The organism is Palleronia abyssalis, assembly GCF_900302445.1.
Taxonomy (GTDB): domain Bacteria; phylum Pseudomonadota; class Alphaproteobacteria; order Rhodobacterales; family Rhodobacteraceae; genus Palleronia; species Palleronia abyssalis.
The window spans coordinates 711,633-735,893 of the sequence record NZ_ONZF01000001.1; the positions used below are offsets into that span (position 1 = coordinate 711,633).

Sequence of the window (24,261 nt, forward strand, 5' to 3'; positions counted from 1 at the left end):
CAGCCCGCGCAAAAAGCACGTTGCACAAAAAACGGGCGCGGCCTACCAAACCGCCGGACGCACCCTCTCCGTCTCAGGCTAGTCAATTGAGGCCCGGCGCGGGAAGTGGTCTGTCGCGTATGAACCGGACCCGGAGGAATCGGCCAGATGAAGAAAATCGAGGCGATCATCAAGCCCTTCAAGCTCGACGAGGTGAAGGAGGCCCTGCAGGATGTGGGGATCCAGGGCCTTTCCGTTCTGGAGGTAAAGGGCTTCGGCCGGCAGAAAGGCCATACCGAGCTGTATCGCGGCGCCGAATACGTGGTCGATTTCTTGCCAAAGGTGAAGATCGAGGTCGTTCTGGACGACGATCAGGTCGATGCCGCCATCGAGGCCATCGTCTCGGCCGCGAAGACCGACAAGATCGGCGACGGAAAGATCTTCGTTTCGCCGGTCGAGCAGGCCATTCGCATCCGCACCGGCGAGTCCGGATCGGACGCTCTTTGACGCCCAAGCGACGCACATTCAAAACAGAGAGGGACACATGAGCAACGCAGACATGCTGAAGACCATCAAGGATGAGGACGTCGAATACGTCGACATCCGCTTCACCGACCCGCGCGGCAAGCTCCAGCACGTGACCGTCATGGCCGATCAGGTCGATGAGGACTTCCTCGAGGAAGGCTTTATGTTCGACGGCTCGTCCATCGCCGGTTGGAAATCCATCGATCAGTCCGACATGAAACTGATGCCGGACGCGGCCTCCATGTACATGGACCCGTTCTACGCCGAAAAGACGCTGGCCGTGCACTGCACCGTGTTCGAACCCGACACGATGGAGCGTTATGACCGCGACCCGCGCGGCACCGCACGCAACGCCGAGGAATACCTCAAGGCGTCCGGCATCGGCGACACCGCCTACATGGGCCCCGAGGCCGAATTCTTTCTGTTCGACGACGTCCGTTTCCAGGTCGCGATGAACAAGGTCTCCTACGAGGTCGACGCCGTCGACGGCGCATGGAACACCGATGGCGAGTTCGAGCAGGGCAACATGGGCCACCGCCCCGGCATCAAGGGCGGCTACTTCCCCGTGAACCCCGTCGACGACGCGCAGGACCTACGGTCCGAGATGCTGTCGACGATGAAGCGCATCGGCATGAAGGTCGACAAGCACCACCACGAGGTGGCGTCCTGCCAGCACGAGTTGGGGCTTATATTCTCGACCCTGACCGACCAGGCCGACCAGCTTCAGAAGTATAAGTACATCATTCACAACGTCGCGCACGCCTACGGCAAGTCGGCCACGTTCATGCCCAAGCCCATCGCGGGCGACAACGGCACGGGGATGCACGTCAACATGTCGATCTGGAAGGACGGCAAGCCGCTGTTCGCCGGCGACAAGTATGCCGATCTGTCGGACGAGGCGCTGTTCTACATCGGCGGCATCCTCAAGCACGCCAAGGCCCTGAACGCGTTCACCAACCCCACGACGAACTCGTATAAGCGCCTGATCCCTGGCTTCGAGGCGCCCGTGCTGCGCGCCTACTCGGCCCGCAACCGCTCGGGCTGCGTGCGTATCCCGTGGGCTGAGTCGCCGAAGGCCAAGCGCGTCGAGGCCCGCTTCCCCGACCCGGCGGCGAACCCCTATCTGTGCTTCTCGGCCCTGCTCATGGCCGGCATCGACGGGATCAAGAACAAGATCCACCCCGGCGAAGCGATGGACAAGGACCTCTACGACCTGCCCGCCGAGGAACTGGCCGGCATCCCTACGGTCTGCCATTCGCTGCGCGAAGCGCTGAGCGAGCTCGAGGCAGACATGGACTTCCTGACCGCGGGCGATGTGTTCACGAAGGACCAGATCGAGGGCTACATGGACCTCAAGTGGGAAGAAATCTACGCCTACGAGCACACGCCCCACCCGATGGAATTCAAGATGTATTACAGCTGCTGATCCTCGGCAGATAGAAGATGGAAAGGGGCGCTCTTTGGAGCGCCCTTTTTCGTTATCCTCGTCACCCCCGGGGCGTGGAAGTTCCGTGTTTGCGTCATTCTGGCGCCTAACTTTACGTCAACGATCTTCGGATACGATTTGATATTCAACGATCCGAGCAGACGGGGGGAACGCCATGAGTGAATTTCAGCACAAAACCACTTCGACTTTGGCCATTGCCGACGGCGATCAGACGGGGTTCTACGACATTCCTGCCATGGTCGCGCAGTGTTTGGGCCGCGCGGGGCTGTCCATCTACCGCTTGGACCTGGGTGTCCGGGGCGACAGCATCGCCTATGAGACCGATCAAGGAGCGGTGACTTTGACGCAGCGCATGCGCGAAGACGGGGTGCGCCAGATCGCGGTCGCCTGTACCTCGGCCGCGACGTCGGGCCGCGAGGTCGGCCAGAAATTGTGCTTTCAGATCACGCGTGCCCTCGTCGCGCGGATCGGCGTCGCGTCGGTCTTCTGGCAGCCCACAGGGGCCCGTGTCCTGCCCGAGGATTTCACCTGGGATGCGATGGCCAGTCGTCCCCGGAAGGCAACCGACCCGGGTTTTCGAGCGCATTCCAGGCCCGCGATCAGCGCCGTGGCGTGAAGGGCCGGGTCCGGCAGCGCATGGGACCATGCGCCTGCCGTCGATTGTTATTCGGGACGGTCAGGTAAGGTCGAGCACGCTTTCGAACACCTCCAGCACCGGCGGCCCCTGGTATAGGTCCACGTTCGGCCGAACGCCCGAATGCGCCTTCCGGAAGGCCTCGGATTTGGTCCAGGCCTCGAACGACGCCTTGTCGCGCCAGGTGGTGTGACTGGCGTAAAGCGTATGATCGTCCTCCACCGCACCCTTGACCAGGTGGAAGGCGACGAAGCCCTCGACCTCCTTCAAGTGGCTATCGCGGGCGGCCCACATATCCTCGAATGCCTGCTCTTGCCCGCGGGTTACACGGAATCGGTTCATCGTAAGGTACATGCCGTCTCCTTTCGTTCACTAGCGGGCATCTTGACCACGAAACGCAGAAAGGCGCGACCTTTTATGCCGCGCCTTTCCGGGAATGATGGTGGGCGATACTGGGATCGAACCAGTGACCCCTTCGGTGTGAACGAAGTGCTCTACCGCTGAGCTAATCGCCCGGTGACGCGGTCTTTAGCTGTCCTCGTCACCCTCTGCAAGACCTTCCGACGGCAGGGCTTCGGCGGTTTCGCCAAGCGACGGCCCTGACCGCCGGAGCTTCAACGTCAGCGCCTGGCCGTTGGCCAAATCCTTCTTCTTCACGACACGAACGCGACCGAAAGGCTGAAGGTTGAGCTGCTCTTCCTCGGTGAGTGATTGACCCAGGACGGTAAGCATGGCTTCGACAACCGGTTTCACGTCCTTTTTCTTCATGCCCGACACCGCGACCACGCGGTCGATAAGCTCGGGCTTCTTCACTTCCTTGGTGACTGTCGCCAGCGTTTCCTCGACGACTTTCAGTTCCGGGTTCTCGGTCACGATTGGAATCCTTCTGATCCAGTTGACGCTAGGGTGTATTCGCAATGCGGCAAAGTCGTGACCGGGCCGATAAAACGAAAATCGGCGCAGCCTGAAGCTGCGCCGATTGCCATGTTATGGGCAGTTCGCCTAATGCGTGATCGGCGCGGTTCCCTCGGAGATATCCAGAAGACGGCTCCGCTCGGCATCGGCGGCTTCCTGGGCCGCCTCATCCCATTCGACAGGCTCAGGGACCCGGACGAGGGCGTGCTTGAGCACCTCGTTCACGTGGCCGACGGGGATGATCGTCAGCCCCTCCTTCACGTTGTCGGGGATGTCGGCCAGGTCCTTCTCGTTCTCCTGCGGGATCAACACCGTCTTGATGCCGCCGCGCAGGGCCGCGAGAAGCTTCTCCTTCAGGCCGCCGATCGGCAGCGCATTGCCGCGCAAGGTCACCTCGCCCGTCATGGCGATGTCCTTGCGGACCGGGATCTGCGTCAGCACCGACACGATAGACGTCACCATCGCAAGACCGGCCGAGGGGCCATCCTTCGGCGTCGCGCCTTCGGGCACGTGGACGTGGATGTCCAGCGTGTCGAATTTCGGCGGCTTGACCCCGATCCGGGGACTGATCGACCGCACGAAGCTGGACGCAGCGTCGATGGACTCCTTCATCACATCGCCCAGCTTGCCGGTGGTTTTCATCCGACCCTTACCCGGAAGGCGCAGAGCTTCGATGTTCAGAAGCTCACCCCCGACGCTGGTGTAAGCCAGCCCCGTGACCACGCCGATCTGGTCTTCTTCTTCGGCCAGACCGTAGCGATGGCGCGGCACGCCAAGGTAGTCGGACAGGTTGTCTTTCGTGACGACGACCTTCTCGACCTCCTTCTTGACGATCTGCGTCGTGGCCTTCCGCGCCAGCTTTGCCAGCTCACGCTCAAGGTTCCGCACGCCCGCCTCGCGGGTATAAGTGCGGATGACCTGGGTCAGCGCCTCGTCCGTGATCTCGAACTCGCCCTTCTTCAGGCCGTGGTTCTTGATCTGCTTGCCGATCAGGTGACGGCGCGCGATTTCCGCCTTCTCGTCCTCGGTGTAGCCGGCCAGCGGGATGATCTCCATCCGGTCCAGAAGCGGGCCCGGCATGTTGTAGGAGTTCGCCGTGGTCAGGAACATCACGTTCGATAGGTCGTATTCCACCTCGAGGTAGTGATCCACGAAGGTCGCGTTCTGCTCGGGGTCGAGCACTTCCAGCATCGCCGAAGCCGGGTCGCCACGGAAGTCCTGGCCCATCTTGTCGATCTCGTCGAGCAGGATCAGCGGGTTCGTCGTCTTGGCCTTCTTCAGCGCTTGGATGATCTTGCCGGGCATCGAGCCGATATAGGTCCGACGGTGGCCGCGGATTTCGGATTCGTCCCGCACGCCGCCAAGCGAGATGCGGATGAACTCGCGCCCGGTGGCCTTCGCGACCGACTTGCCAAGCGACGTCTTGCCCACGCCCGGAGGGCCGACGAGGCACATGATCGGCCCCTTCAGCTTCTTCGACCGCTGCTGGACCGCCAGATACTCGACGATCCGCTCCTTCACCTTGTCTAGGCTGTAGTGATCGTCGTCGAGGACCTTCTGTGCGCGTCCCAGATCCTTCTTGACCCGCGACTTGGTGCCCCACGGAATGGACAGCATCCAGTCGAGGTAGTTGCGCACGACCGTCGCCTCGGCCGACATGGGCGACATGTTCTTCAGCTTCTTCAGCTCGGCTTCGGCCTTCTCGCGCGCTTCCTTGCTGAACTTCGTGTTCTGAACGCGCTCTTCCAGTTCGGCCAGTTCGCCGGCGCCTTCTTCGCCGTCGCCCAGCTCCTTCTGGATCGCCTTCATCTGTTCGTTCAGATAGTACTCGCGCTGCGTCCGCTCCATCTGGGACTTCACGCGGGTCTTGATTTTCTTCTCGACCTGCAGGACCGAGACTTCGCCCTGCATCAGGCCATACACCTTTTCCAGCCGCTGGGCGATCTCGAGAGTCTCCAGCAGCTCCTGCTTTTGCGAGACGTCAACGCCCAGGTGTCCTGCCACCAGATCAGCCAGCTTGGCCGGATCGTCGGTTTCGCCTACGGCAGCCAGCGCCTCCTCGGGGATGTTCTTCTTAACCCGCGCGTATTTCTCGAACTCTTCGCTCACCGACCGCAGCAACGCAGACACGGTGTCCTCGTCGCCCATGGTCTCGTCGAGTTCGACGGCCTTGGCTTCGAAGAAGCGGTCGTTTTCCAGATAGTCGGCGATCTTCACGCGGGCCCGGCCTTCGACCAGCACCTTCACAGTGCCATCAGGCAGCTTCAGAAGTTGCAGCACATTCGCCAGAACGCCAACGCGATAGATACCGTCGGTGTCGGGGTCGTCCAAGCTTGGGTCGATCTGGCTGGCCAGCAGGATTTGCTTGTCATCCGCCATCACGTCTTCCAACGCACGCACGGACTTCTCCCGCCCGACGAAAAGCGGCACGATCATGTGGGGGAAGACCACGATGTCGCGCAGGGGCAGAACGGGATAGGTATGCTCGGTCATCTCGTTATCCTTTTGTGCAAGGACCTCGTTGGTCCCGCCGGAGCGGCAACGCGGTCGGGTCCTCCTTCAGCGTCACAGAATGTGGGGCGGGCGCAAGCGTTCAATCCGGCACGGCAGGGTCCAGTGGCGTCAGGTAGCCCGCACCGGTCAGGAACAGCACCGTTTCATCGGATCGCAGCGTCAGTTCCGTGATCACCAGCATCCGGTCGTCGAAGTATGGCAAAAGCGTCATGGCGCCGTGTGCGGCGACCCCTTCGGTTTGCCGCAGGGTCGCCGTCAATTGCGTCAGCCCTTCGGGGCCGCAAGGCGTGTCCGAAACGAGATCGGCCAGTTCGGCGCTGTCGGTGGCATCGAGGATGTCGTCCACGGCATTGACGTCATAGGGCGCGTCGGCCATGGCCAGCATAACGGGACGCCCGATCAGCGAGTCGATGAGGGGCGTTTCGATCCGCCCGTCGCGGATCGTGATCGGCACGGGGTCCGGGTGACGCATCATGCTCTCAGTCTCGTTCTCGAGCGACAACGTTTCGGTCAGCGTCCACCGCCCTTCGATGGCGGCCTTCACCGCTTCGGAGTCGGGCGTGTCGCATAGGCTTGCGGCTTCGACCGGCAGGGCGAACGCGATCAGGCAGAAGGCAAAACGCAAACAATTCTCCTTTGCAGCATGGGATGCCGCCCGACTAAGGCACCTGCCCCGCCCATTCAGACCGGCTCGATATCCCCGGCCGCCCGGTCAGCGTGAAACGCCGCTTCCCACGTGTCGAACCTTCCTTCGGCGATGGCGCTGCGCATCCCGGACATGATCTGCTGAAAATAGTGAAGATTATGCCAAGTCAGCAGCATCCCCGAGATCATCTCGTTGGCGCGGAAGACGTGGTGCAGGTAGGCGCGCGAATAGGATCGGCACGCAGGACAGCCGCAGGCTTCGTCCAGGGGGCGGGGATCGTCGGCATGGCGGGCGTTCTTCAAGTTGACCTGACCGCGCCGAGTCCAGGCCTGTCCCGTGCGGCCTGACCGCGACGGCAGGACGCAGTCCATCATGTCGATCCCGCGTTTCACGGCCCCCACGATGTCGTCGGGTTTGCCGACGCCCATCAGGTATCTCGGCTTGTCCGCGGGCAGGAAGCCTGGCGCATAGTCGAGGCAACCAAACATCGCCTCCTGCCCCTCGCCCACCGCCAGCCCGCCGACGGCATAGCCTTCGAACCCGATCGCTGTCAGCGCCTCAGCCGATTCCTCGCGCAGGTCTCGCTCCAGCCCGCCTTGCATGATGCCGAACAGGGCATGGCCGGGGCGGTCGCCGAAGGCCACGCGGGACCGGTCGGCCCAGCGCATCGACAGGCGCATGGAGTGGGCGATGCGATCCCGATCGGCCGGGAGCGCGGGGCATTCGTCGAACGCCATGACGATGTCAGACCCTAGAAGCCTCTGGATTTCCATCGACCGCTCGGGCGTCAGCTCGTGCTTCGATCCGTCGATATGGCTGCGGAAGGTCACGCCCGTTTCGGTCAGCTTGCGCAAATCGGCAAGGCTCATCACCTGGAACCCGCCGGAGTCGGTCAGGATGGGCCGGTCCCAGTTCATGAAGCGGTGCAGACCGCCAAGACGGGCGATCCGTTCGGCCCCGGGGCGCAGCATCAGGTGATAGGTGTTGCCCAGCAGGATATCGGCCCCCGTCTCGCGCACGCTTTCGGGAAGCATGGCCTTGACTGTCGCCGCGGTGCCCACAGGCATGAAGGCGGGCGTTCGGATCTGGCCGCGAGGGGTGTTGATGACGCCGGTGCGGGCCGCGCCGTCGCATGCGGTGAGGGAGAAGGAGAAACGGTCCATCCCCGCCCTCTACGCCTCACCCGGACAGCTTGCAAAGTCCTTCGGATGATCCTGGCTATACGTGTCCGATCCTGCGCCACTGCGTCGCAGTGACGCTTCCCGATGGTCTGCGGCGCATCGGCCCTAGGTCTTCGGACGACCTTGCATCGAAGGCGCATCGTGAAAAAGACCCTGGAAATTCTGGTCGGCCTCTGCATTGTGGCGCTGTTCGCCGCGGGTGGAGTGTTCGGAACCCAGTATCTGCTTTCCGGAGAAGGCCAGGCCTCTCAAGGGAGCGGAAGTGGTGATGGCAATGGACGCGATCCCGTGCGCGTGGGCGTGACGTCGCCTGAATTGCGCATGATCGAGGATGACGTGACCGCGGTCGGAACGATGCGCCCGGTCCGTGCGGTGGAACTGGTGCCCAGCGCATCGGGGCGCGTGACGGATGTTCCGGTCGGTTCGACCGAACAGGTAGAAGAAGGGCAGCTTCTGATCCAGCTTGACGACCGGGCCGAGCGCGGCGCCCTGGCCGAGGCCGAAGCAACCTTGAGCGAGGCGGAACAGGACTACCGCAGGATCGAGGAACTGGCCGAGAGCAACACCGCCGCGGAAGCCCAATTGGAGGAGGCCCGTGCCACCTTCCGCCGGGCCGAGGCCGCCGCGATGCAGGCCGAAGCCGATCTCGAGGATCGCGCCATCACCGCGCCGTTCGCCGGAACGCTGGGCGTCATCGACACCGAACCCGGCGCGTTTCTGGATGCGGGCGAAGTCGTCACGCGCCTATCGGACCTGTCGGCGGTCGAAGTCGAGGTGTCGCTGCCCGAGCGGTATTTCGACCGCATCGAACAGGGCCAAACGGTCTATGTCACCACCCCGGCCTTCGAGGGTGAAATTTTCGAAGGTCGGCTCAGCGTCATCTCGCCCGAGATCGACCTGACCTCCCGCAGCTTCGACATCCGCGCCGAGATCGACAACCCCGACAGGCGTCTGGTCGGGGGCATGTTCGCCAATGCCCGCGTCGTCATCGACACCTACGAGGGGCTTGCCGTCCCGGACGACGCGATCATCAGCGAGGGCCTGACGAGCTACGTCTACACGATCTCCGACAACGCCGCGCAACGCACTTCGGTCGAGCCTGGGGCCTCCCTCGGCAGTCTGACAGAAGTGTCCGGGCTGTCCGGCGAGGACCGCGTCGTCGTGGCCGGCTGGGACAACCTGTCGGATGGATCGCCGGTCGAGATCGACGAGAATTTCGCGCGCGAGGGGCTGGAATGACCCTTCCCGACCTTTGCGTCCGCCGCCCCGTCCTTGCCACCGTCATGTCGATCCTTATCGTCATCCTCGGGATCGCGGGCCTTCTACGCATGCCCGTGCGCGAACTTCCCAACACAACGTCGGCCGAAGTCACCGTCAGCGTCCCCTATACCGGCGCCGGACCGGGTGTGGTGGACAGCGAACTGGCAACCGTGGTCGAGGGCGCAATCTCGACCGTGGCGGGGATCGACCGCATATCCACCGAAAGCGAACTGGGCGGCCTGCGCACCGTCATCACGTTCCAGCAGGGCCGCGATATCGACCAGGCCGCCTCCGACGTTCGCGCCGCCGTGCAGTCCGTGGCGGGCGACCTGCCCGAGGAAGCCGAGGAGCCCGAGATCGAGAAGAACGACAGTCAGGGCGATCCGATCATCTGGATGACGATGACATCCGACAATATGTCCGCCTCCGAGTTGACGGATTACGCCGACCGCTTCGTGACCGACCGGCTCGAGACGTTGCAGGGCGTCGCGGCCGTTCAGATCTACGGCGACCGCCCCTATGCCATGCGCGTCTGGCTGGACCCCGAGGCGATGGCCTCGCGGGGGATAACGGCCAACGAGATTGCCGAGGCGCTGCGCAACAACAACCTCGAACTTCCCGCCGGCCAGCTGGAAACGGACTCGCGCACCTATCTTCTGCGTACGCAGACGCGGTTGTCGGACGTCTCGGAATTCGAGGACCTGATCGTCGCCGATACCGAGAACGGGCGCGTCACCCTGCGCGACGTCGCCCGAGTTGAGATCGGGACGGAAAGCGACGACAGCGAGTTTCGATCGAATGGCGAAACCGCCATTGGTCTGGGCGTCTTGCGACAGTCTTCGGCGAACACCCTGTCGATCTCCTCGGCCGTGCGCGACGAGGTTCGAGAAATCCGCGACGACCTGCCCGGCGGAACCTCCCTGACGATCACGTCGGACGATGCGAACTTCATCGAGAATTCCATCCGCCAGGTCCTGACGACGCTCGCCATTTCCGTCGCCATCGTGGTCGCTGTGATCTATCTGTTCCTGACCTCGATCCGCGCGACCATCGTGCCCGCCGTCACGATCCCCATCGCCCTTCTGGGCGCGTGTGCGGGTATCGCCATCGTCGGTTTTTCGATCAACATCCTGACTCTTTTCGCCCTGATTCTGGCCATCGGGCTGGTCGTGGACGACGCCATCGTGGTGCTTGAGAATATCGAACGTCGGGTTGAGGAAGGCGACGACCTGAAGGAGGCCGCGCGGACCGGCGCGAACCAGGTGTTCTTTGCCGTCGTCTCCACCTCCATCACCCTGATCGCCGTGTTTGTCCCCCTGTCCTTCTTGCAGGGCGAAATCGGCAAGCTGTTCCGCGAGTTCGGGATCACGCTGGCCATTGCCGTCGCACTTTCGACATTCGTGGCCCTGTCGCTTTGCCCCGTGATCGCAAGCCTTGTCCTGAAACACGGCATGAACGAGGGGCGGTTCGCGAAGATCGTCCAAGGCATCACGAAACGCACCTCGAACGGCTATCGCAGCCTCCTGACCCGTGCCATCCAGGCGCCCGTGCTTGTCTGCGGCATCGCCGCGGCGCTGACGGGCGTATCGTGGGTCCTCTACCAGGAACTGCCCTCGCAGCTGACCCCGGAAGAGGATCGCGGCATCTTCTTCGTCTCGGTCGAGGCGCCGGCAGGGTCCGCTCTGGGCCTGACCGACGCGGCCGTGCAGCAGGTCGAGGACCTGATCGCCCCCTACCGCGAAGACGGGGTGGTCACCGATGTCATCTCGATCGTCGGGCAATATGGCGAGACCGGAAGCGCCTTCATCGTCGCCACCATGGCCCCCTGGGGCGAACGCGATCCGGGGCCGCGCGACGTGGTCAACGAGCTGCGCCCCGCCTTCGGCAAGATCACCCTGGCAAGCGTCCGCAGCTTCGCCCCTTCGGGCCTGGATGCCGGTGGCAGTTCGGGGCTGGAGATTATCGTGACCGCCCCCAGCTTCGAGGATGCGGCCGACTATTCCGAACAAATGGCCAATCGCCTGCGCGAGAGCTCCGACATCGTCGGCGTACGCCGCGCCTACGAGGTCAACACGCCCGGCTACGATATCGGTGTGAACCGCGCGCTGGCACGGGAGATCGGCGTGGACACCCGCGCCATATCCGATGCCGTCCGCACCTTCTTCGCCTCTGCCGAAGTGACCGAGTTCATCTCTCGTGACCGGCAATACCCCGTGATCCTTCAAGCCCCGGATGACCGGCGCCGCGCGACCGACGATCTGCGTGGCCTGAACGTGCGCACCGACGCAGGCGAACTGGTGCCCCTCGACGGTCTTGTAACGCTGGAACGGCGCGCCTCGGTCCGGGCGTTCAACAGGTTCAACCGGCAGCCTTCAGTCGAGATCTCGGCCTCGCTGGCCGAAGGCGTCGATCTTGGCGCGGCCATCCAGACGGTCGAGGACATCGCGTCCGAGCTGCCCTCGCAGATGCAGATCTCGTATAGCGGGCAAGCCGCGAGCTTTCAGGAGACATCGGGCGGGATGCTGACCACCTTCGCGCTGGCGCTTCTGGTCGTATTCCTGGTCCTCGCCGCGCAGTTCGAAAGCTTTATCCAGCCGATCGTCATTCTTCTGTCGGTCCCGCTGGCCGTGGCAGGCGCGCTGATGACCCTGTTCGTGCTGGGCGAAGCGGTGAACATCTATACGCAGGTGGGAATGGTCATGCTGATAGGGCTGATGGCCAAGAACGGTATCCTGATTGTCGAGTTCGCCAACCAGCTGCGCGAGCAGGGCAAACCCGTGCGCGAGGCGGTGATCGAAGCCTCGACTGTACGTCTGCGCCCGATCCTGATGACCGTGATGTCCACGGTGCTGGGTGCGGTTCCACTGGTCATGTCCAGCGGCGCGGGCGCGGAAAGCCGGTTCTCCATCGGGATCGTGATTATCGGCGGCTTCCTCGGCGCTTCTATCCTGACCCTGTTCCTGACGCCCGTGCTCTATGACCTTCTGCAACGCGACGCCCCGCAAGAGGACACGGGGAAAGTGCAGGCATCGTGACCTTTGCCCCGACGGTTCGGGCTTGCGCGAGAGGCCCGGACGGGTGATTGCCCCGCCGGGACATCGCCCCAAGTGAGGCGGGACACAATGGGAGACGAAACATGACAGACCCCCTGCGCCTGGGATGGGAGGAATGGGTCGCCCTGCCTGACCTGGGGCTGCCTGCGTTGAAGGCCAAGGTGGATACGGGCGCCAAGACCAGCGCCCTCCATGCGTTCGAGATCGAGACGTTCGGGCCTGCGGCGAAACCGAAGGTGCGGTTCCTGATGTACCCCGTTCCCAACCGGCCGGAGCTGGCGATCGCGTGTTCCGCCCCGGTGATCGACCGCCGGGAAGTCACGTCTTCGAATGGCGAGACCGAGCAGCGCTATGTCATCGAGACGCGGATGAAGATGGGCGAGCAGGAATGGCCGGTAGAGCTGACGCTGACCGACCGGGGGTCGATGCAGTACCGCATGTTGCTGGGTCGTCAGGGCATTCCCGAGGATGCCGTGGTCGCCCCACAGGAAAGCTTTTGCCAGCCCGAACTGGATTACGAGGCCTACACGACCACCAAGGTCCGGCAGGTCGCGCCCAGCCGGTCGTTGAGGATCGCCGTCCTGTCGCGCGAACCCAACACATACTCGACCAAGCGTCTGGTTGAGGAAGGCGAGAAGCGCGGCCACACGATCGAGGTAATCGACACCCTTCGCTGCTACATGACGCTGAACGCCATGGCGCCCGACATCCACTACGACGGCACCCGCCTGCCCCGCTATGACGCGGTGATCCCGCGCGTCGGCGCTTCGATCACGCCCTACGGCACCGCCATCGTCCGCCAGTTCGAAACGATCGGCACCTGGGTCCTGAACGGCAGCAGCGGCATCACGGCCAGCCGCGATAAGCTGCACGCCCACCAGGTGCTAGCGCGGCAGAAGATCGGGATGCCGGTGACGGCCTTTGCCTCCTCGCCCAAGGATACGGCGAACTTGATGAATATCGTCGGCTCGGCGCCGTTGATTGTGAAGTTGCTGGAATCGACCCAAGGGCGCGGTGTCGTCCTGGCCGAGACGAAGAAGGCGGCCGAGTCGGTCATCAGCGCGTTCCGGGGCCTGCGCGCCAATTTCCTGGTCCAGCAATTCGTCAAGGAAGCGAATGGCGAGGATATCCGCTGCATCGTCATGGGCGGCCGTGTCGAGGCGGCGATCAAGCGATCCGCCGCACCGGGGGAATTCCGGTCCAACCTGCACATGGGCGGCTCGGCCTCGCCGGTGAAGATCACGAAGGTCGAGCGCGAAACCGCGGTCCGTGCGGCGAAGGCGTTCAACCTGGGCCTTGCCGGTGTGGACCTGCTGCGGTCGGATGATGGCCCGAAGGTGCTGGAAGTAAACTCCTCCCCCGGGTTGGAAGGGGCCGAGACCGCAAGCGGCAAAAATCTGTGCGGGGCGCTGTATGATATGATCGAGAAACGCGTCCGCCCAGCCCCCGTCAAGCGCCGGTCCGGGTCGAAAAAGCAGGATTCGTCACCGGGATAGACGAACCCCCGAGGAATAGGGGTATCCTGACGGGACATTCGTCGGCGGTGCCCCATATAGGCGCGAATGAGCCTGCTGCGTGCCCTTGCCGTCCTTTTTCTACTGACCCTGCCCGCTCTGGGGCAGACCGAAGATCCGGGCACACCGCCCGGGACGTGGTTTCCCGTAGACGAGCTGAACCCCGGCCTGGGCGAGGCGCCGTCCCAGATCGACCGGGAAACACCGCAGGGCACGGTCGAGAGTTTTCTGGACGCGATCGACCGGGGGGATACCCGGGCCGCGGCCCATCTTCTGAACCTTTCCGGGATGTCGTCGGAAGACCAAAGCCTCAGCGGGCCGGTCCTGGCCTCTCAACTTCACAGCGTCCTGCAAAGGCGCGCCATCATATCGTGGCGCACCCTGATGGAGCGGCCCGATTCCCTCGACGCGCGCACCTCCAGTTCCGCCGCCATGGCCGGACAGCCGCGTCGCTCGCTGCTGATCGGGGTACTTGCCCTTGGCAACCGGGAGGTGGCGATCCGGCTGAACCGGGTGAAGCCACCCGACGGGGATCCGGTCTGGCTGTTCGCAGATCGCACCGTCGAGCAGGTCCCGGCCCTTTACGAGGAATATGGCCCTACCGCGCTGGAACAGGCGTTGCCCGACTGGCTTCGCAAGGAATCGTATTTCGGCCCGCGCGTTTTCGAGCTGATCGGGCTGCCCTTCGTCATCATCCTGGCCTGGATCGCCGGGCGCAGCACCTATCGGCTGTTCAAGCTACTATCGCGCCGCTCGGACGGACACTGGAGCCAGATCGCACTGCATGCTGTCCGGTGGCCGATGACGATCGTCGTGACCACCAGCGTCATCCTCTTCCTCGCGCTGAACGTATTTACCGTTTCGGGGAACATCGCGTCGATCCTGACGCCGATCACGCTGATCGGCTATGTCGTGGCGTTTCTGATGTTCGCCATGTCGATCCTAGACACCGCGCTGGACCGCATGGTGACGATGGACAGCGACCGGCTGGCCGACCCCGAAAATTCCACGGTCCGGAACTATGCAACAGTCATCACGGGTGCGCGTCGGGTGCTGATCGTGTTCGGCGTTGTGGCGGGGTTGGGCATCGTGCTGGCATCCGCCAACATGTTCCGCTCGCTGGGATTCTCGCTTCTGGCGTCTGCGGGGGCGCTGACACTGATCATAGGCTTCGCCGCCCGCCACGTGCTGGGAAACATTCTCGCCTCGCTGCAGATCGCCATCAACCGGTCCGCCCGGATCGGTGACCAGCTTGTCTATAACGGGCAGTTCGTGACCGTGGAACGTATCCATTTCACCTACGTCCAGCTCAAGACGATGAAGGACAATCGGCTAGTCGTCCCCGTCAGCCACTTTGTGGGCGACGCGTTCGAGAACTGGTCGATGACCGACGGCGGCATGACTGGATTCGCGCTGATCACCTTCGCCCAGAGCGCCGACTTGCCCGAGATCCGCAAGCGCTTCGAAAAGATCGTCGAGGATGAGCCCCTCGTCGTGTCCAAGGATACGGCCGCGATGTACGTAATGGGACAGGATGCGCTGGGCATGACGGTGCGCTTCTCGTTCCGCATCGACGAGCCGAACCAGACATGGGTCACGGAACGCGCGATCATGGAACGCCTGATGATCATGGCGCAGGAGCTGGAAGAGGAAACCGGCCGCATCACCCTGCCGCAGGCCGCGATGGATGCCGACGGGGCCTGACGGTCTGGACCTCGGGCGACTGCATCCCTACATAATTGGTCGGCAAACATGAAGGAATGCCCATGTCCCCGTCCGATCAGCTGGAAGGCGCGCCCCTCATCAAACCGTCGTCCACCGACCATCCCCTGCACGAGCAGGTGGTCGAGGCGTGTCGCTCCGTCTACGACCCCGAAATCCCGGTCAATATTTACGATCTGGGCCTCGTCTACACCATCGACATCAACGAGGCGAACGAGGTCAATGTCATCATGACGCTGACCGCCCCCGGATGCCCCGTCGCAGGCGAGATGCCTGGCTGGGTCGCCGAGGCGATCGAGCCCTTAGCCGGCGTCAAGCATGTCGACGTCGAGCTGACCTGGGAGCCGCCCTGGGGCATGGACATGATGTCCGACGAAGCGCGGCTGGAACTGGGCTTCATGTAGCTTGCAGGTTCACGGCACTGTTACAGAATCGTTGCGTGCCTGTGACGAACGCCAGAGAATACCCCCTCGTTCAATGAAGAACGAGGGAGACCGATATGAAGAAGACCACCATTCTCGTTTCAGCGGCAGCAATTCTGTCCGCGGGACAAGCGTTTGCCGAAGCGCATGACGGCGGCGCGCAGACCGCCGTCGACTATGGCCCGCGCCCTGCCTACCTGATCAACAAACTGTCCGACGGCGAACTGAAAGATCAGCTGATGTCCTGCATGGGCCAGGAAGGTCAGCCCACCAAGTTCTCTATCGGGCACCGCGGTGCGCCGCTGCAATTTCCGGAACACACGGTCGAATCCAATCGCGCCGCGGCCCTTCAGGGTGCCGGCATTTTGGAATGCGACGTGACCTTCACCGCCGATCAGGAGCTGGTCTGCCGCCACGCGCAGAACGACCTGCACACCACAACGAACATCCTGACGACCGATCTGGCCGAGCAGTGCACCACCGGCTTCACCGCTGCCGAAGGCGACACCGCCGCCACGGCCGAGTGCCGCACCAGCGACATCACCCTTGCCGAATTCCGTACGCTCGAGCCGAAGATGGACGCCTTCGACGGTCAGGCCAGCACGGCCGAGGAATTTCAGGGCGGCGTCGCCCCGTGGCGCACCACGCTTTACTCCGACGGTGCGACGCTGATGACCCACGCCGAGTCGATCGCACTGTTCGACGAACTGGGCGCCGACTTCACGCCCGAGCTCAAGTCCCCATCGGTCGAGATGCCGTTCGACGGCTTCAGCCAGGAAGACTACGCCGCCAAGATGATCCAGGAATACCGCGATGCGGGCATCGAAGCCTCGCGCGTCTGGCCGCAATCGTTCAACCTCGACGACGTTCTTTATTGGATCGAAAACGAGGACGAGTTCGGTCAGCAGGCCGTGTATCTCGTGGAATGGACCGAAGGCTTCGACGAGCAGGATAGCTCGACCTGGCAGCAGGATTTCGAGCAATTGGCCGAACAGGGCGTTCAGTACCTGGCCCCGTCGATCAACATGCTCGTCACGGTCGAAGGGGAGGAGATCGTCGCCTCGAACTACGCCGAGGCCGCCAAGGAAGCCGGCCTGAACCTGATCACCTGGACGCTTGAGCGTTCGGGCCCGCTGACCGATGGGGGCGGCTGGTATTACCAGTCCGTATCAGACCAGATCGACGGCGCCGAGGATTACTACCGAGTGCTTCACACCCTCGCGCAGGACGTGGAAGTCGAAGGCGTGTTCTCGGACTGGCCCGCGACGGTCACCTACTATGCCAATTGCATGGGTCTCTGATCCGGCAGGCAAACTAATCAAGACGGGGCGCAGCGGCTTGGCTGCGCCCCGTTTCGTTTTCGGACAAGGCTCACGCAAATCCGTGTCAGCTGTTCCCCCGAGCGAACATTCACCGCGGGAAACGCGGTCTTCAGCCCTTCAGGAAATCGATCAGGTCGCGGTTCACCTGTTCGGCATGGGTCGCCAGAAGGCCGTGCGGTGCGCCGTCGTATTCCTTGAACGTCGCCCCTTTGATCGCCTTCGCCGCAGCCCGGCCTGCCGTGTCGATCGGCACGATCTCGTCTCCGGTGCCGTGAATGACCAACGTGGGTATGTCGAACTTCTCGAGGCTCGGGCGCAGATCGGTATGGCCGAACGCGTCGATGCAATCCAGCGTGGCCTTCGGGCTGGCCATCATGGCCATGGACCAAGTCCAGTGCAGGATGCTGTCCGAGACGTCCTTGCCGTAGAACCCCGGAAAAAAATCCTTCATGAAGCCAGGGCGATCCTTGCGGATACCGTCCTTCATCTGCGTGAAGACATCCTCGGGCACGCCGTTTTGATTGTCGTCCGTCTTCTTCATGAACGGCACGATGGACGAAATCAGCACAGCCTGGCGCAGTTTGGCGGTGCCATGGCGCGCGATGTATCGCGCCACTTCGCCGCCTCCCATGGAAAAGCCGCAGATCGTCGCGTCGCGCAAATCCAACGCGTCCATGACGCTGGCCAGGTCGTCGGCCATCGTGTCGTAGTCATAGCCCTTGAACGGCTGGCCAGATCGGCCGAACCCGCGCCGGTCGTAAGAGATCACGCGGAATCCCGCCTCGGTCAGTGCAAGGGACTGATATTCCCAGCTGTCGGCATTCAACGGCCAGCCATGGATCAGCACAACAGGACGGCCTTCGCCCCAGTCCTTTACATAGAGCTCCGTCTTGTCCGTGGTCTGCACGATAGGCATGTCAATCCTCCGTCCTGTGTCAGGGTCGAAGGGTCAACATTCGCAGGGGCGGGACGTTCCCTACTGGACCTTCTGCCAGGTCTGGCTCTTGCAGATCAGGCCTCCCGCCACGCATCCCGAAAGCTGCATCGCGTTGCCCGAGACCTGCGCCTTGCCGGAATAGACCTTCTGGTTCGCCGGGCGATAGACTTCCCCACGATAGGCCCCGCCGCCCTGGGGAACCATCGACCGGACGATCTGCGAGCCATCATTGGCCGAGCTGACGACATCGCCCGACGTGTCGAACGTTCGGGTGATCGACCCGCAATACCCGTCGCCACACGGTGCGATGCGGATATGGGCGACCCGGCCTTCATCCGGCTGGGTCTGCCAGACCCCCTCGATGGGGTCCGCATGCGCAATCCCTGCAAATCCCATGACCGCAACGGCGGCAATCATAACGCGTTTCATGTTCAAACTCCTCCCAGAACAGATGCCGTGATGGTCCCCGATCCCTGATTCGAGGCAAGCGTGACGTCGGGTTCGCTTGGCAAGACGCCACGTCCCTGCCAAAAGCCACCCGACCACATACGGAGAGCCGCCCATGATCCTCTATCCCGCTATCGACCTGAAGGACGGCAATTGCGTGCGCCTGCTGCGCGGCGACATGGAGGCGGCCACGATATTCGGCAGCGACCCCGCGGCGCAGGCGGCCTCGTTCCAGGAAGCCGGCTGCGACTGGCTGCATCTGGTGGACCTCAACGGCGCGTTCGAAGGCCGTCCGGTGAACGCGGATGCGGTCGAGGCGATATTGAAGCGCGTGCAGGTGCCCTGCCAGCTTGGCGGCGGCATCCGAGACATCGAAACGGTTGAGATGTGGCTGTCCAAGGGGCTGTCGCGGGTCATCCTGGGGACCGTGGCGGTCGAGAACCCCGACCTCGTGCGCCAGGCCGCAAAGGCGTTCCCCGGCAAGGTGGCCGTCGGACTGGACGCGCGGAACGGCCGCGTCGCCACCCGTGGCTGGGCCGAGGAGACGGACGTGCTGGTCACCGACCTGGCCCGCAGCTTCGAGGATGCCGGCGTCGCCGCGATCATCTACACCGACATCGACCGGGACGGGGCAATGGGCGGCCCGAACGTGCAGGCCACCGAAAATCTGGCGCGCGCAGTCAAGATTCCCGTTATCGCAAGCGGTGGCGTCTCGTCGATGCAGGACCTGCTGGCCCTGCGCGACACCGGGGTGATCGCCGGGGCGATCTCGGGCCGGGCGCTCTATGACGGCGCACTGGATCTGCGCGCCGCGCTGGATGCCCTGCGCGCCTGAGCCTCAGGACCCGGCGGCGGCTGTCGCGAAGTTTTCCAGCGCGTCCTCCATGCGCTCGAACACCTCCAGGTCGTCGTCCACGTCGAAGTCGTCGAACGTTTCCTCGACCTCTTCGTAAGCGACATAGGTCTGGCCGTCGTCGTCATAGACCAGCATCTTCAACGGCAGGACCAGCCCCGCGGTCATGTCCTCCTGCATGACGGGCGTGCCAAGCTGCGAGTTGCCGAAGATCAGAAGCTTCGACGCGCCAAGATCCATGCCCGCATCCGAGGCGCCCGCGCCGTGATCGACGGTGGCAAAAACCGTCGCGCCGGCTTCCTCAACCGCGTCTTGAAGCCGGGCGAACGCCTCGTCGACGGAGCCTTGGGCCTCCATCCTCTCGACATCGGCCAGCGCGGGCGTGGCCAGCATCATCGCGGCGACAACAACATGTCTCATTTCGAACCCTCCCTGTCTGAGATCCCAAGTGCAGGCCGGTGCGGCGGGTTCCCCTTCCCCTTTTCGCGTCCCGGGGATAACAGGGCCCCATGCTGAAGACGCGTATCATCCCCTGCCTCGACGTGGCCGATGGCCGCGTGGTCAAAGGCGTGAACTTCGTCGACCTGCGCGATGCGGGTGACCCGGTCGAGGCCGCCATCGCCTATGACGCCGCTGGCGCCGACGAACTGTGTTTCCTCGACATCCACGCCACGCACGAGAACCGGGGCACCATGTTCGACCTGGCCCGCCGCACGGCCGAACACTGTTTCATGCCGCTGACCGTCGGCGGGGGTGTTCGCACGTCCGACGACGTAAGGAACTTGCTGCTGGCGGGCGCGGACAAGGTGTCGTTCAACTCGGCCGCAGTCGCCGACCCCGACGTGGTGGCGCGCGCGGCGGACCGCTTCGGCGCACAATGCATTGTCGTTGCCATCGACGCCAAGACCGTGGCCCCCGGCAAGTGGGAGATCTTCACCCACGGCGGTCGCAAGCCAACCGGCATCGACGCGGTCGAGTTCGCCCGCACCGTGGTCGAGAAGGGCGCGGGGGAGATCCTGCTGACCTCCATGGACCGGGACGGCACCCGGGCGGGCTTCAACCTGCCGCTCACGCGGGCGATTTCGGATGCGGTGACGGTGCCGGTGATCGCCAGCGGCGGGGTCGGCACACTGGATCACCTGGTCGAAGGCGTCACCGAAGGCCGGGCGTCGGCGGTGCTGGCGGCGTCGATCTTCCACTTCGGCGACTACACCATCGGCGAAGCCAAGGCCCACATGGCCGCCGCCGGAATCCCTATGAGGATGCAATGAAGACCGACCATGCCCTGGCCCGCCTTGCCGCGACGATCGAGCTTCGCAAGGGCTCGGACCCCGAGGGAAGCTGGACCGCAAAGCTTCTGGCGAAAGGCCCCGAGAAATGCGCCGAGAAGTTCGGCGAAGAGGCCGTCGAAGCCGTGATCGAAGCCGTGAAGGGCGACCGCGACCGCCTGACGGCGGAAGCGGCGGACGTACTTTATCACCTGCTGGTCATGTGCGCCGCCCGCGACGTGACGCTGACCGATATCGAGGCCGAACTGACGCTACGCGAAGGAAAATCCGGCTTGGACGAAAAGGCGGCGCGCTAGACTAAGCCTCCCCGGCCCATTCCATCCGTATTGGTGTCCGGTCGTCCTGCGCGAACCGCCTCAGTACGGCCGGATACAGACGGTGCTCCATCGTCAGAACCCGCGCGGCCAGGGTGTCGGCCGTGTCGCTGTCATGGACCGGCACGCGCGCCTGGCCCAGGATCGGGCCGTCATCCAGCTCGGCCGTGACCTCGTGCACCGTGCAACCTGCCTGTTGGTCCCCTGCCGCGATAGCCCGGGCATTGGTGTCGAGCCCGCGGTAGGCGGGCAGCAGCGAGGGGTGGATGTTCAGCATGCGCCCCTCCCAATCGGAAATGAAGGGTGCCGTCAGGATCCGCATGAACCCGGCGAGACACACGATATCGGGGGCTGCGGCGCGCAAAGGCTCGGACAGCGCGGCTTCGAACGCAGCCCGGTCGCCCCGGAAAGGCCGGTGATCGACGGCTGCGGTCGGCACCCCCATCGCGCGGGCCTTCGCGAGGCCCCCGGCGTTCGGATCGTTCGACAGGACAAGGCACGGCCGCGCAGGATGATCGCCCGCCATGCTGTTGACCAGGCGGACCATGTTGGACCCGCCGCCGGACAGAAGGATCGCAACCCGCTTCATCGGGGCGCGGTCAGGTCCGATCGCCGCGATAGGTCACGCCGTCACCGGACACGACGCTACCGATACGGTGAACTGCCTGTCCCTGGTCCTGGAACGCGGTGGCCGCCGCATCCACCGCATCTTCGGGGACGATGGCCACGAACCCGATGCCGCAGTTGAAGGTCTTCAACATCTCTGCCCGGGCAAGGCCCCCTTCCAGCGCCAGCCAATCGAAGACCGGGGCCGAGGTCCACGTGCCAAGGTCGATCTCGGCACCCAGTCCCTCCGGCAGGGCGCGTGGCAGGTTCTCGGTCAGTCCGCCGCCGGTGATGTGGGCAAATCCGTGCGCCCCGGCCCGCATCGCACCCAGCGCACCCCTCACGTAAAGCGCGGTCGGGGCCAGCAAAGCGGCGCCCAGCGTCCCGTCTGCCCAGGGGCACGGCGAATCCCAGCCCAGGCCCGATTGCGCGACGATCCGGCGGACCAGCGAATACCCGTTGGAATGGACCCCGGTGCTCGAGACGCCGAGCAACACGTCGCCCTCGACCACGTCGCGCGGCAGGGCTGCGCCCCGCTCCATCGCGCCAACCGCGAAACCTGCCAGATCAAAATCGCCGCCGTGATACATGCCCGGCATCTCGGCCGTCTCGCCACCTATCAGGGCGGCGCCGGCCAGGCGGCAGCCTTCGGCGATCCCTTCGATCACCTGCGCGGCCGCGTCGAGCTCAAGCTTGCCGGTCGCAAAATAATCTAGGAAAAACAGGGGCTCTGCACCTTGGCAGACAAGATCGTTAACGCACATCGCCACAAGGTCGATCCCGACGGCCGCGACGTCCCCGGTGTCGATCGCGATCCGAAGCTTGGTGCCCACCCCGTCCGTCGCGGCGACCAGCACAGGGTCCTCGAAGCCTGCTGCCTTCAAGTCGAACAGCGCGCCGAATCCGCCCAACCCCGCCATCGTGCCGGGCCGGTCGGTCGCCTTTGCCGCGGGCTTGATCCGCTCGACCAGCGCGTTGCCGGCATCGATGTCGACGCCCGCCGCCGCATAGGTCAGCCCGTTTTTTCCTTCGACCATGACGCGTCCTTCGATACCCGGTTTTCGCGGCGTTACCGCAGACGGCGCGGGCTCGCAACGGTCAAGCGGATCGAGTGCACGGACATGTCTTCCGTCTCTCCCGCGGGTCTGATAACCGGAACTTCGGCGGGCCTGTAGCTCAATTGGTTAGAGCAGAGCGCTCATAACGCTTTGGTTGGGGGTTCAAGTCCCTCCGGGCCTACCATCCGCCTCAGAAAACCCCGGTTGTAGCTGTAGCGTGACACTTCGTTTGTCGTTTCTGACATTTGAGTTGGCGGAACTCGGATTTCTGTAAAAGCCCTCTAAAAGACCTTCCGCACCCCTCTCATAGACCTCTAAGCGCCCGCTTGCCGGGGCCTCTCCAGCGAGGCGCGGGATCGGAAGCCGTCCTTCATCATCGTGTGGACGATCTGCTGGATCACCCAGTCGCCGGCGTATTCCGGTTCCAGCGGCGGCAGGACGAACGGGTCCTCGGCCCGCAGCCACGGCGCCCCCGCCATGGTAACCTCGATCCGGTCGACGGCCGCGTTCCCGTCCTCGAGCTCGGCCGTCGCCGCCTTCCGCGCCGCCTCCGCGCTGGCATAGGTCTTGCGCAGCTCCTTCGCCGGGCCCTCGCCCCCGCCCACCTCGACGAACTTGCGCGTGGCCATGGCCCCGTCCTGCCAGAACGCCTTCACCGATCCGAACCGGCCGCGCTCGCCGCCGGTCCACTCGATCGATTCGATGTCGTCCGAGCTCGGCAGGACCAGCGGCAGGCCCAGGGGCTTTCCCGAGGCGGACCGCCCGCTGGCGCGCAGAACGAAGATCAGACGCGGCCCGACGATCTTGAAGTCCGCGCCGAGGTCCGATGCGAGGCGCGACAGGTACCGCCCCAGATCAGCAGCGCGAACGCGGCCTTCAGCAGCTCTTCAAAGTCGTCGTGGCACGCGGCCTCGTCGATGATCACCTTGCCTTGCCGACCGCGCAGGGAGCGGGGCTTCGACGACAGCGCGGTGATCTCGAACCCGCTGGCGAAGCGGATGCGGAACGCCTGGATGAACTGGTCGGCCTCGCCGGGTTGCGCCGCGTCCTTGAACAGGAACTCCTCGGCTTCCGCGATCGCCGGCATGAAGGCGCGGGCCCAGTCGCCGCAGGCGTCGATGAACTCGCGCGCCATGTCGAGATTGTAGCCGATATATAGAGTGTCCATTCCACCGGCGGTGCGCGCCACGCCCGAGGTCAGAACCCCGTCAGCGGCCAGCGCCCAGGTCGCACCGGTCCGCCGGCTCTTCTTGCACCAAGTGACCGAGTTTGCCGCGGCGGTGCGCAGCAGCTGCTGCTGGTTAGGCAGCAGGACCCCGGCGGGCGTATCCCCGAACCGCGACAGGGCCGTGGTCCGGCTCGCCCGGCGCAGCTCCGCCCAGGCCGCGGCCGAGATCGCGCGGCCGCCGGCGATGTCCGCCTCGCTCATTCCGTCGCCCTGGCCGTGGGCTCTGGCATGCCCGATGCGCGCGCGCGGTGACCCGGCCGATCAGCGCCTGGACCTGTCGCGGTTTGGTTCCGGTCACGGTGCTCATTTAGGCGGCCTATCGTTCGAAGGCCGAGGGACTTTTCCAGCCCAGTGCTGAGTGTCGCCGCCGTGGATTGTAGAAGCCGTTGATGTAT

General features: G+C 64.1%; 24 protein-coding genes and 2 tRNA genes. 13 read left to right on the forward strand and 13 right to left on the reverse strand.

What is annotated here, in order from left to right:
- Nucleotides 1-147 precede the first annotated feature (147 nt).
- The 3 genes from PAA8504_RS03575 (at nt 148) to PAA8504_RS03585 (ending at nt 2,567) form a co-directional block, all read left to right on the forward strand.
- On the forward strand, nt 148-486 hold the full coding sequence (locus tag PAA8504_RS03575) for a P-II family nitrogen regulator (protein WP_108892749.1): 339 nt from the start codon (nt 148-150) through the stop codon (nt 484-486).
- 37 nt (nt 487-523) lie between these two features.
- Complete coding sequence (gene glnA, locus PAA8504_RS03580) at nt 524-1,930, forward strand: type I glutamate--ammonia ligase (RefSeq protein ID WP_108892750.1); 1,407 nt, start codon at nt 524-526, stop codon at nt 1,928-1,930.
- 175 nt (nt 1,931-2,105) lie between these two features.
- On the forward strand, nt 2,106-2,567 hold the full coding sequence (locus PAA8504_RS03585; protein WP_108892751.1) for a hypothetical protein: 462 nt from the start codon (nt 2,106-2,108) through the stop codon (nt 2,565-2,567).
- A gap of 60 nt (nt 2,568-2,627) precedes the next feature.
- Here PAA8504_RS03585 and hmuQ read toward each other — a convergent pair whose 3' ends face one another.
- The 6 genes from hmuQ to tgt all read right to left on the reverse strand — a co-directional run bounded on the left by hmuQ (nt 2,628) and on the right by tgt (nt 7,823).
- Nucleotides 2,628-2,939 carry a heme-degrading protein HmuQ gene (gene hmuQ / locus PAA8504_RS03590; protein ID WP_108892752.1) on the reverse strand — a complete coding sequence of 104 codons (312 nt, stop codon included), beginning with the start codon at nt 2,937-2,939 and terminating at the stop codon, nt 2,628-2,630.
- A gap of 86 nt (nt 2,940-3,025) precedes the next feature.
- Nucleotides 3,026-3,100: transfer RNA gene (locus tag PAA8504_RS03595), tRNA-Val, on the reverse strand.
- Between the two features lie 13 nt (nt 3,101-3,113).
- Nucleotides 3,114-3,458 (reverse strand): HU family DNA-binding protein, encoded by a 345-nt coding sequence (locus PAA8504_RS03600; RefSeq protein WP_245897503.1) that lies wholly within the window; start codon nt 3,456-3,458, stop codon nt 3,114-3,116.
- Nucleotides 3,459-3,587: 129 nt separating this feature from the next.
- Nucleotides 3,588-5,993, reverse strand: a complete 2,406-nt coding sequence (gene lon, locus PAA8504_RS03605) for an endopeptidase La (protein ID WP_108892753.1) — start codon at nt 5,991-5,993, stop codon at nt 3,588-3,590.
- A gap of 100 nt (nt 5,994-6,093) precedes the next feature.
- Nucleotides 6,094-6,639 carry a hypothetical protein gene (locus tag PAA8504_RS03610; protein ID WP_108892754.1) on the reverse strand — a complete coding sequence of 182 codons (546 nt, stop codon included), beginning with the start codon at nt 6,637-6,639 and terminating at the stop codon, nt 6,094-6,096.
- Between the two features lie 56 nt (nt 6,640-6,695).
- The gene (gene tgt, locus PAA8504_RS03615; protein ID WP_108892755.1) at nt 6,696-7,823 is read right to left on the reverse strand and encodes a tRNA guanosine(34) transglycosylase Tgt; all 1,128 of its coding nucleotides are present in this window, start codon (nt 7,821-7,823) and stop codon (nt 6,696-6,698) included.
- A gap of 159 nt (nt 7,824-7,982) precedes the next feature.
- Here tgt and PAA8504_RS03620 point away from each other — a divergent pair, with 159 nt between their 5' ends.
- The 6 genes from PAA8504_RS03620 (at nt 7,983) to PAA8504_RS03645 (ending at nt 17,113) form a co-directional block, all read left to right on the forward strand.
- Nucleotides 7,983-9,080 (forward strand): efflux RND transporter periplasmic adaptor subunit, encoded by a 1,098-nt coding sequence (locus PAA8504_RS03620; protein ID WP_181375675.1) that lies wholly within the window; start codon nt 7,983-7,985, stop codon nt 9,078-9,080.
- Entirely contained in the window at nt 9,077-12,136 is a 3,060-nt protein-coding gene (locus PAA8504_RS03625) for an efflux RND transporter permease subunit (RefSeq protein WP_108892757.1), read from the forward strand. Before PAA8504_RS03620 ends, PAA8504_RS03625 begins: the two co-directional genes overlap by 4 nt.
- Nucleotides 12,137-12,237: 101 nt before the next feature.
- Entirely contained in the window at nt 12,238-13,650 is a 1,413-nt protein-coding gene (gene rimK / locus PAA8504_RS03630) for a 30S ribosomal protein S6--L-glutamate ligase (protein ID WP_108892758.1), read from the forward strand.
- A 66-nt stretch (nt 13,651-13,716) separates the two neighbouring features.
- On the forward strand, nt 13,717-15,372 hold the full coding sequence (locus tag PAA8504_RS03635; RefSeq protein WP_108892759.1) for a mechanosensitive ion channel family protein: 1,656 nt from the start codon (nt 13,717-13,719) through the stop codon (nt 15,370-15,372).
- A gap of 62 nt (nt 15,373-15,434) precedes the next feature.
- Nucleotides 15,435-15,794 (forward strand): SUF system Fe-S cluster assembly protein, encoded by a 360-nt coding sequence (locus tag PAA8504_RS03640; protein ID WP_108892760.1) that lies wholly within the window; start codon nt 15,435-15,437, stop codon nt 15,792-15,794.
- Between the two features lie 95 nt (nt 15,795-15,889).
- Nucleotides 15,890-17,113, forward strand: a complete 1,224-nt coding sequence (locus PAA8504_RS03645) for a glycerophosphodiester phosphodiesterase family protein (protein WP_108892761.1) — start codon at nt 15,890-15,892, stop codon at nt 17,111-17,113.
- Between the two features lie 130 nt (nt 17,114-17,243).
- On the opposite strand, the gene PAA8504_RS03650 is transcribed toward PAA8504_RS03645, so the two are convergent.
- Both PAA8504_RS03650 and PAA8504_RS03655 read right to left on the reverse strand, forming a co-directional pair.
- Nucleotides 17,244-18,050: an alpha/beta fold hydrolase gene (locus tag PAA8504_RS03650; RefSeq protein WP_108892762.1), complete on the reverse strand. Its 807-nt coding sequence runs from the start codon at nt 18,048-18,050 to the stop codon at nt 17,244-17,246.
- Between the two features lie 60 nt (nt 18,051-18,110).
- Nucleotides 18,111-18,500 carry a DUF2147 domain-containing protein gene (locus PAA8504_RS03655; protein ID WP_108892763.1) on the reverse strand — a complete coding sequence of 130 codons (390 nt, stop codon included), beginning with the start codon at nt 18,498-18,500 and terminating at the stop codon, nt 18,111-18,113.
- Between the two features lie 133 nt (nt 18,501-18,633).
- Between PAA8504_RS03655 and hisA the strand changes: the two genes are divergently transcribed.
- Entirely contained in the window at nt 18,634-19,353 is a 720-nt protein-coding gene (hisA, locus tag PAA8504_RS03660) for a 1-(5-phosphoribosyl)-5-[(5-phosphoribosylamino)methylideneamino]imidazole-4-carboxamide isomerase (RefSeq protein ID WP_108892764.1), read from the forward strand.
- Between the two features lie 3 nt (nt 19,354-19,356).
- Here the strand turns inward: hisA and PAA8504_RS03665 are convergent, their stop codons facing one another.
- Nucleotides 19,357-19,791, reverse strand: coding sequence for a DUF302 domain-containing protein (locus PAA8504_RS03665; protein ID WP_181375676.1), 435 nt, complete (start codon nt 19,789-19,791; stop codon nt 19,357-19,359).
- An 89-nt stretch (nt 19,792-19,880) separates the two neighbouring features.
- Here PAA8504_RS03665 and hisF point away from each other — a divergent pair, with 89 nt between their 5' ends.
- Nucleotides 19,881-20,642, forward strand: a complete 762-nt coding sequence (gene hisF, locus PAA8504_RS03670; RefSeq protein WP_108892765.1) for an imidazole glycerol phosphate synthase subunit HisF — start codon at nt 19,881-19,883, stop codon at nt 20,640-20,642.
- The gene (locus PAA8504_RS03675) at nt 20,639-20,956 is read left to right on the forward strand and encodes a phosphoribosyl-ATP diphosphatase (RefSeq protein ID WP_108892766.1); all 318 of its coding nucleotides are present in this window, start codon (nt 20,639-20,641) and stop codon (nt 20,954-20,956) included. Before hisF ends, PAA8504_RS03675 begins: the two co-directional genes overlap by 4 nt.
- A 1-nt stretch (nt 20,957) precedes the next feature.
- On the opposite strand, the gene purN is transcribed toward PAA8504_RS03675, so the two are convergent.
- Nucleotides 20,958-21,563 carry a phosphoribosylglycinamide formyltransferase gene (purN, locus tag PAA8504_RS03680; protein WP_108892767.1) on the reverse strand — a complete coding sequence of 202 codons (606 nt, stop codon included), beginning with the start codon at nt 21,561-21,563 and terminating at the stop codon, nt 20,958-20,960.
- 10 nt (nt 21,564-21,573) lie between these two features.
- A complete protein-coding gene (purM, locus tag PAA8504_RS03685; RefSeq protein WP_108892768.1) occupies nt 21,574-22,617 on the reverse strand; it encodes a phosphoribosylformylglycinamidine cyclo-ligase in 1,044 nt (347 codons plus the stop codon).
- A gap of 128 nt (nt 22,618-22,745) precedes the next feature.
- Between purM and PAA8504_RS03690 the strand changes: the two genes are divergently transcribed.
- Nucleotides 22,746-22,822, forward strand: a tRNA-Ile gene (locus PAA8504_RS03690).
- A 130-nt stretch (nt 22,823-22,952) separates the two neighbouring features.
- Here the strand turns inward: PAA8504_RS03690 and PAA8504_RS03695 are convergent.
- Both PAA8504_RS03695 and PAA8504_RS03700 read right to left on the reverse strand, forming a co-directional pair.
- Nucleotides 22,953-23,267, reverse strand: a complete 315-nt coding sequence (locus PAA8504_RS03695; RefSeq protein WP_108892769.1) for a hypothetical protein — start codon at nt 23,265-23,267, stop codon at nt 22,953-22,955.
- A 155-nt stretch (nt 23,268-23,422) separates the two neighbouring features.
- The gene (locus PAA8504_RS03700) at nt 23,423-24,067 is read right to left on the reverse strand and encodes a hypothetical protein (protein WP_181375677.1); all 645 of its coding nucleotides are present in this window, start codon (nt 24,065-24,067) and stop codon (nt 23,423-23,425) included.
- Between the last annotated feature and the right edge of the window lie 194 nt (nt 24,068-24,261).

What these genes read in the sequence shown, in the direction of transcription:
- purM (WP_108892768.1), bottom strand. Translation starts at nt 22,617, where the DNA reads ATGGTCGAAGGAAAAAACGGGCTGACCTATGCGGCGGCGGGCGTCGAC.
- glnA (WP_108892750.1), top strand. Translation starts at nt 524, where the DNA reads ATGAGCAACGCAGACATGCTGAAGACCATCAAGGATGAGGACGTCGAA.
- PAA8504_RS03655 (WP_108892763.1), bottom strand. Translation starts at nt 18,500, where the DNA reads ATGAAACGCGTTATGATTGCCGCCGTTGCGGTCATGGGATTTGCAGGG.
- PAA8504_RS03650 (WP_108892762.1), bottom strand. Translation starts at nt 18,050, where the DNA reads ATGCCTATCGTGCAGACCACGGACAAGACGGAGCTCTATGTAAAGGAC.
- PAA8504_RS03665 (WP_181375676.1), bottom strand. Translation starts at nt 19,791, where the DNA reads ATGAGACATGTTGTTGTCGCCGCGATGATGCTGGCCACGCCCGCGCTG.
- PAA8504_RS03645 (WP_108892761.1), top strand. Translation starts at nt 15,890, where the DNA reads ATGAAGAAGACCACCATTCTCGTTTCAGCGGCAGCAATTCTGTCCGCG.
- hisA (WP_108892764.1), top strand. Translation starts at nt 18,634, where the DNA reads ATGATCCTCTATCCCGCTATCGACCTGAAGGACGGCAATTGCGTGCGC.
- PAA8504_RS03700 (WP_181375677.1), bottom strand. Translation starts at nt 24,067, where the DNA reads ATGAGCGAGGCGGACATCGCCGGCGGCCGCGCGATCTCGGCCGCGGCC.
- PAA8504_RS03585 (WP_108892751.1), top strand. Translation starts at nt 2,106, where the DNA reads ATGAGTGAATTTCAGCACAAAACCACTTCGACTTTGGCCATTGCCGAC.
- PAA8504_RS03575 (WP_108892749.1), top strand. Translation starts at nt 148, where the DNA reads ATGAAGAAAATCGAGGCGATCATCAAGCCCTTCAAGCTCGACGAGGTG.
- tgt (WP_108892755.1), bottom strand. Translation starts at nt 7,823, where the DNA reads ATGGACCGTTTCTCCTTCTCCCTCACCGCATGCGACGGCGCGGCCCGC.
- PAA8504_RS03675 (WP_108892766.1), top strand. Translation starts at nt 20,639, where the DNA reads ATGAAGACCGACCATGCCCTGGCCCGCCTTGCCGCGACGATCGAGCTT.
- lon (WP_108892753.1), bottom strand. Translation starts at nt 5,993, where the DNA reads ATGACCGAGCATACCTATCCCGTTCTGCCCCTGCGCGACATCGTGGTC.
- PAA8504_RS03625 (WP_108892757.1), top strand. Translation starts at nt 9,077, where the DNA reads ATGACCCTTCCCGACCTTTGCGTCCGCCGCCCCGTCCTTGCCACCGTC.
- PAA8504_RS03635 (WP_108892759.1), top strand. Translation starts at nt 13,717, where the DNA reads ATGAGCCTGCTGCGTGCCCTTGCCGTCCTTTTTCTACTGACCCTGCCC.
- purN (WP_108892767.1), bottom strand. Translation starts at nt 21,563, where the DNA reads ATGAAGCGGGTTGCGATCCTTCTGTCCGGCGGCGGGTCCAACATGGTC.
- PAA8504_RS03695 (WP_108892769.1), bottom strand. Translation starts at nt 23,267, where the DNA reads ATGGCCACGCGCAAGTTCGTCGAGGTGGGCGGGGGCGAGGGCCCGGCG.
- rimK (WP_108892758.1), top strand. Translation starts at nt 12,238, where the DNA reads ATGACAGACCCCCTGCGCCTGGGATGGGAGGAATGGGTCGCCCTGCCT.
- PAA8504_RS03640 (WP_108892760.1), top strand. Translation starts at nt 15,435, where the DNA reads ATGTCCCCGTCCGATCAGCTGGAAGGCGCGCCCCTCATCAAACCGTCG.
- hmuQ (WP_108892752.1), bottom strand. Translation starts at nt 2,939, where the DNA reads ATGTACCTTACGATGAACCGATTCCGTGTAACCCGCGGGCAAGAGCAG.
- hisF (WP_108892765.1), top strand. Translation starts at nt 19,881, where the DNA reads ATGCTGAAGACGCGTATCATCCCCTGCCTCGACGTGGCCGATGGCCGC.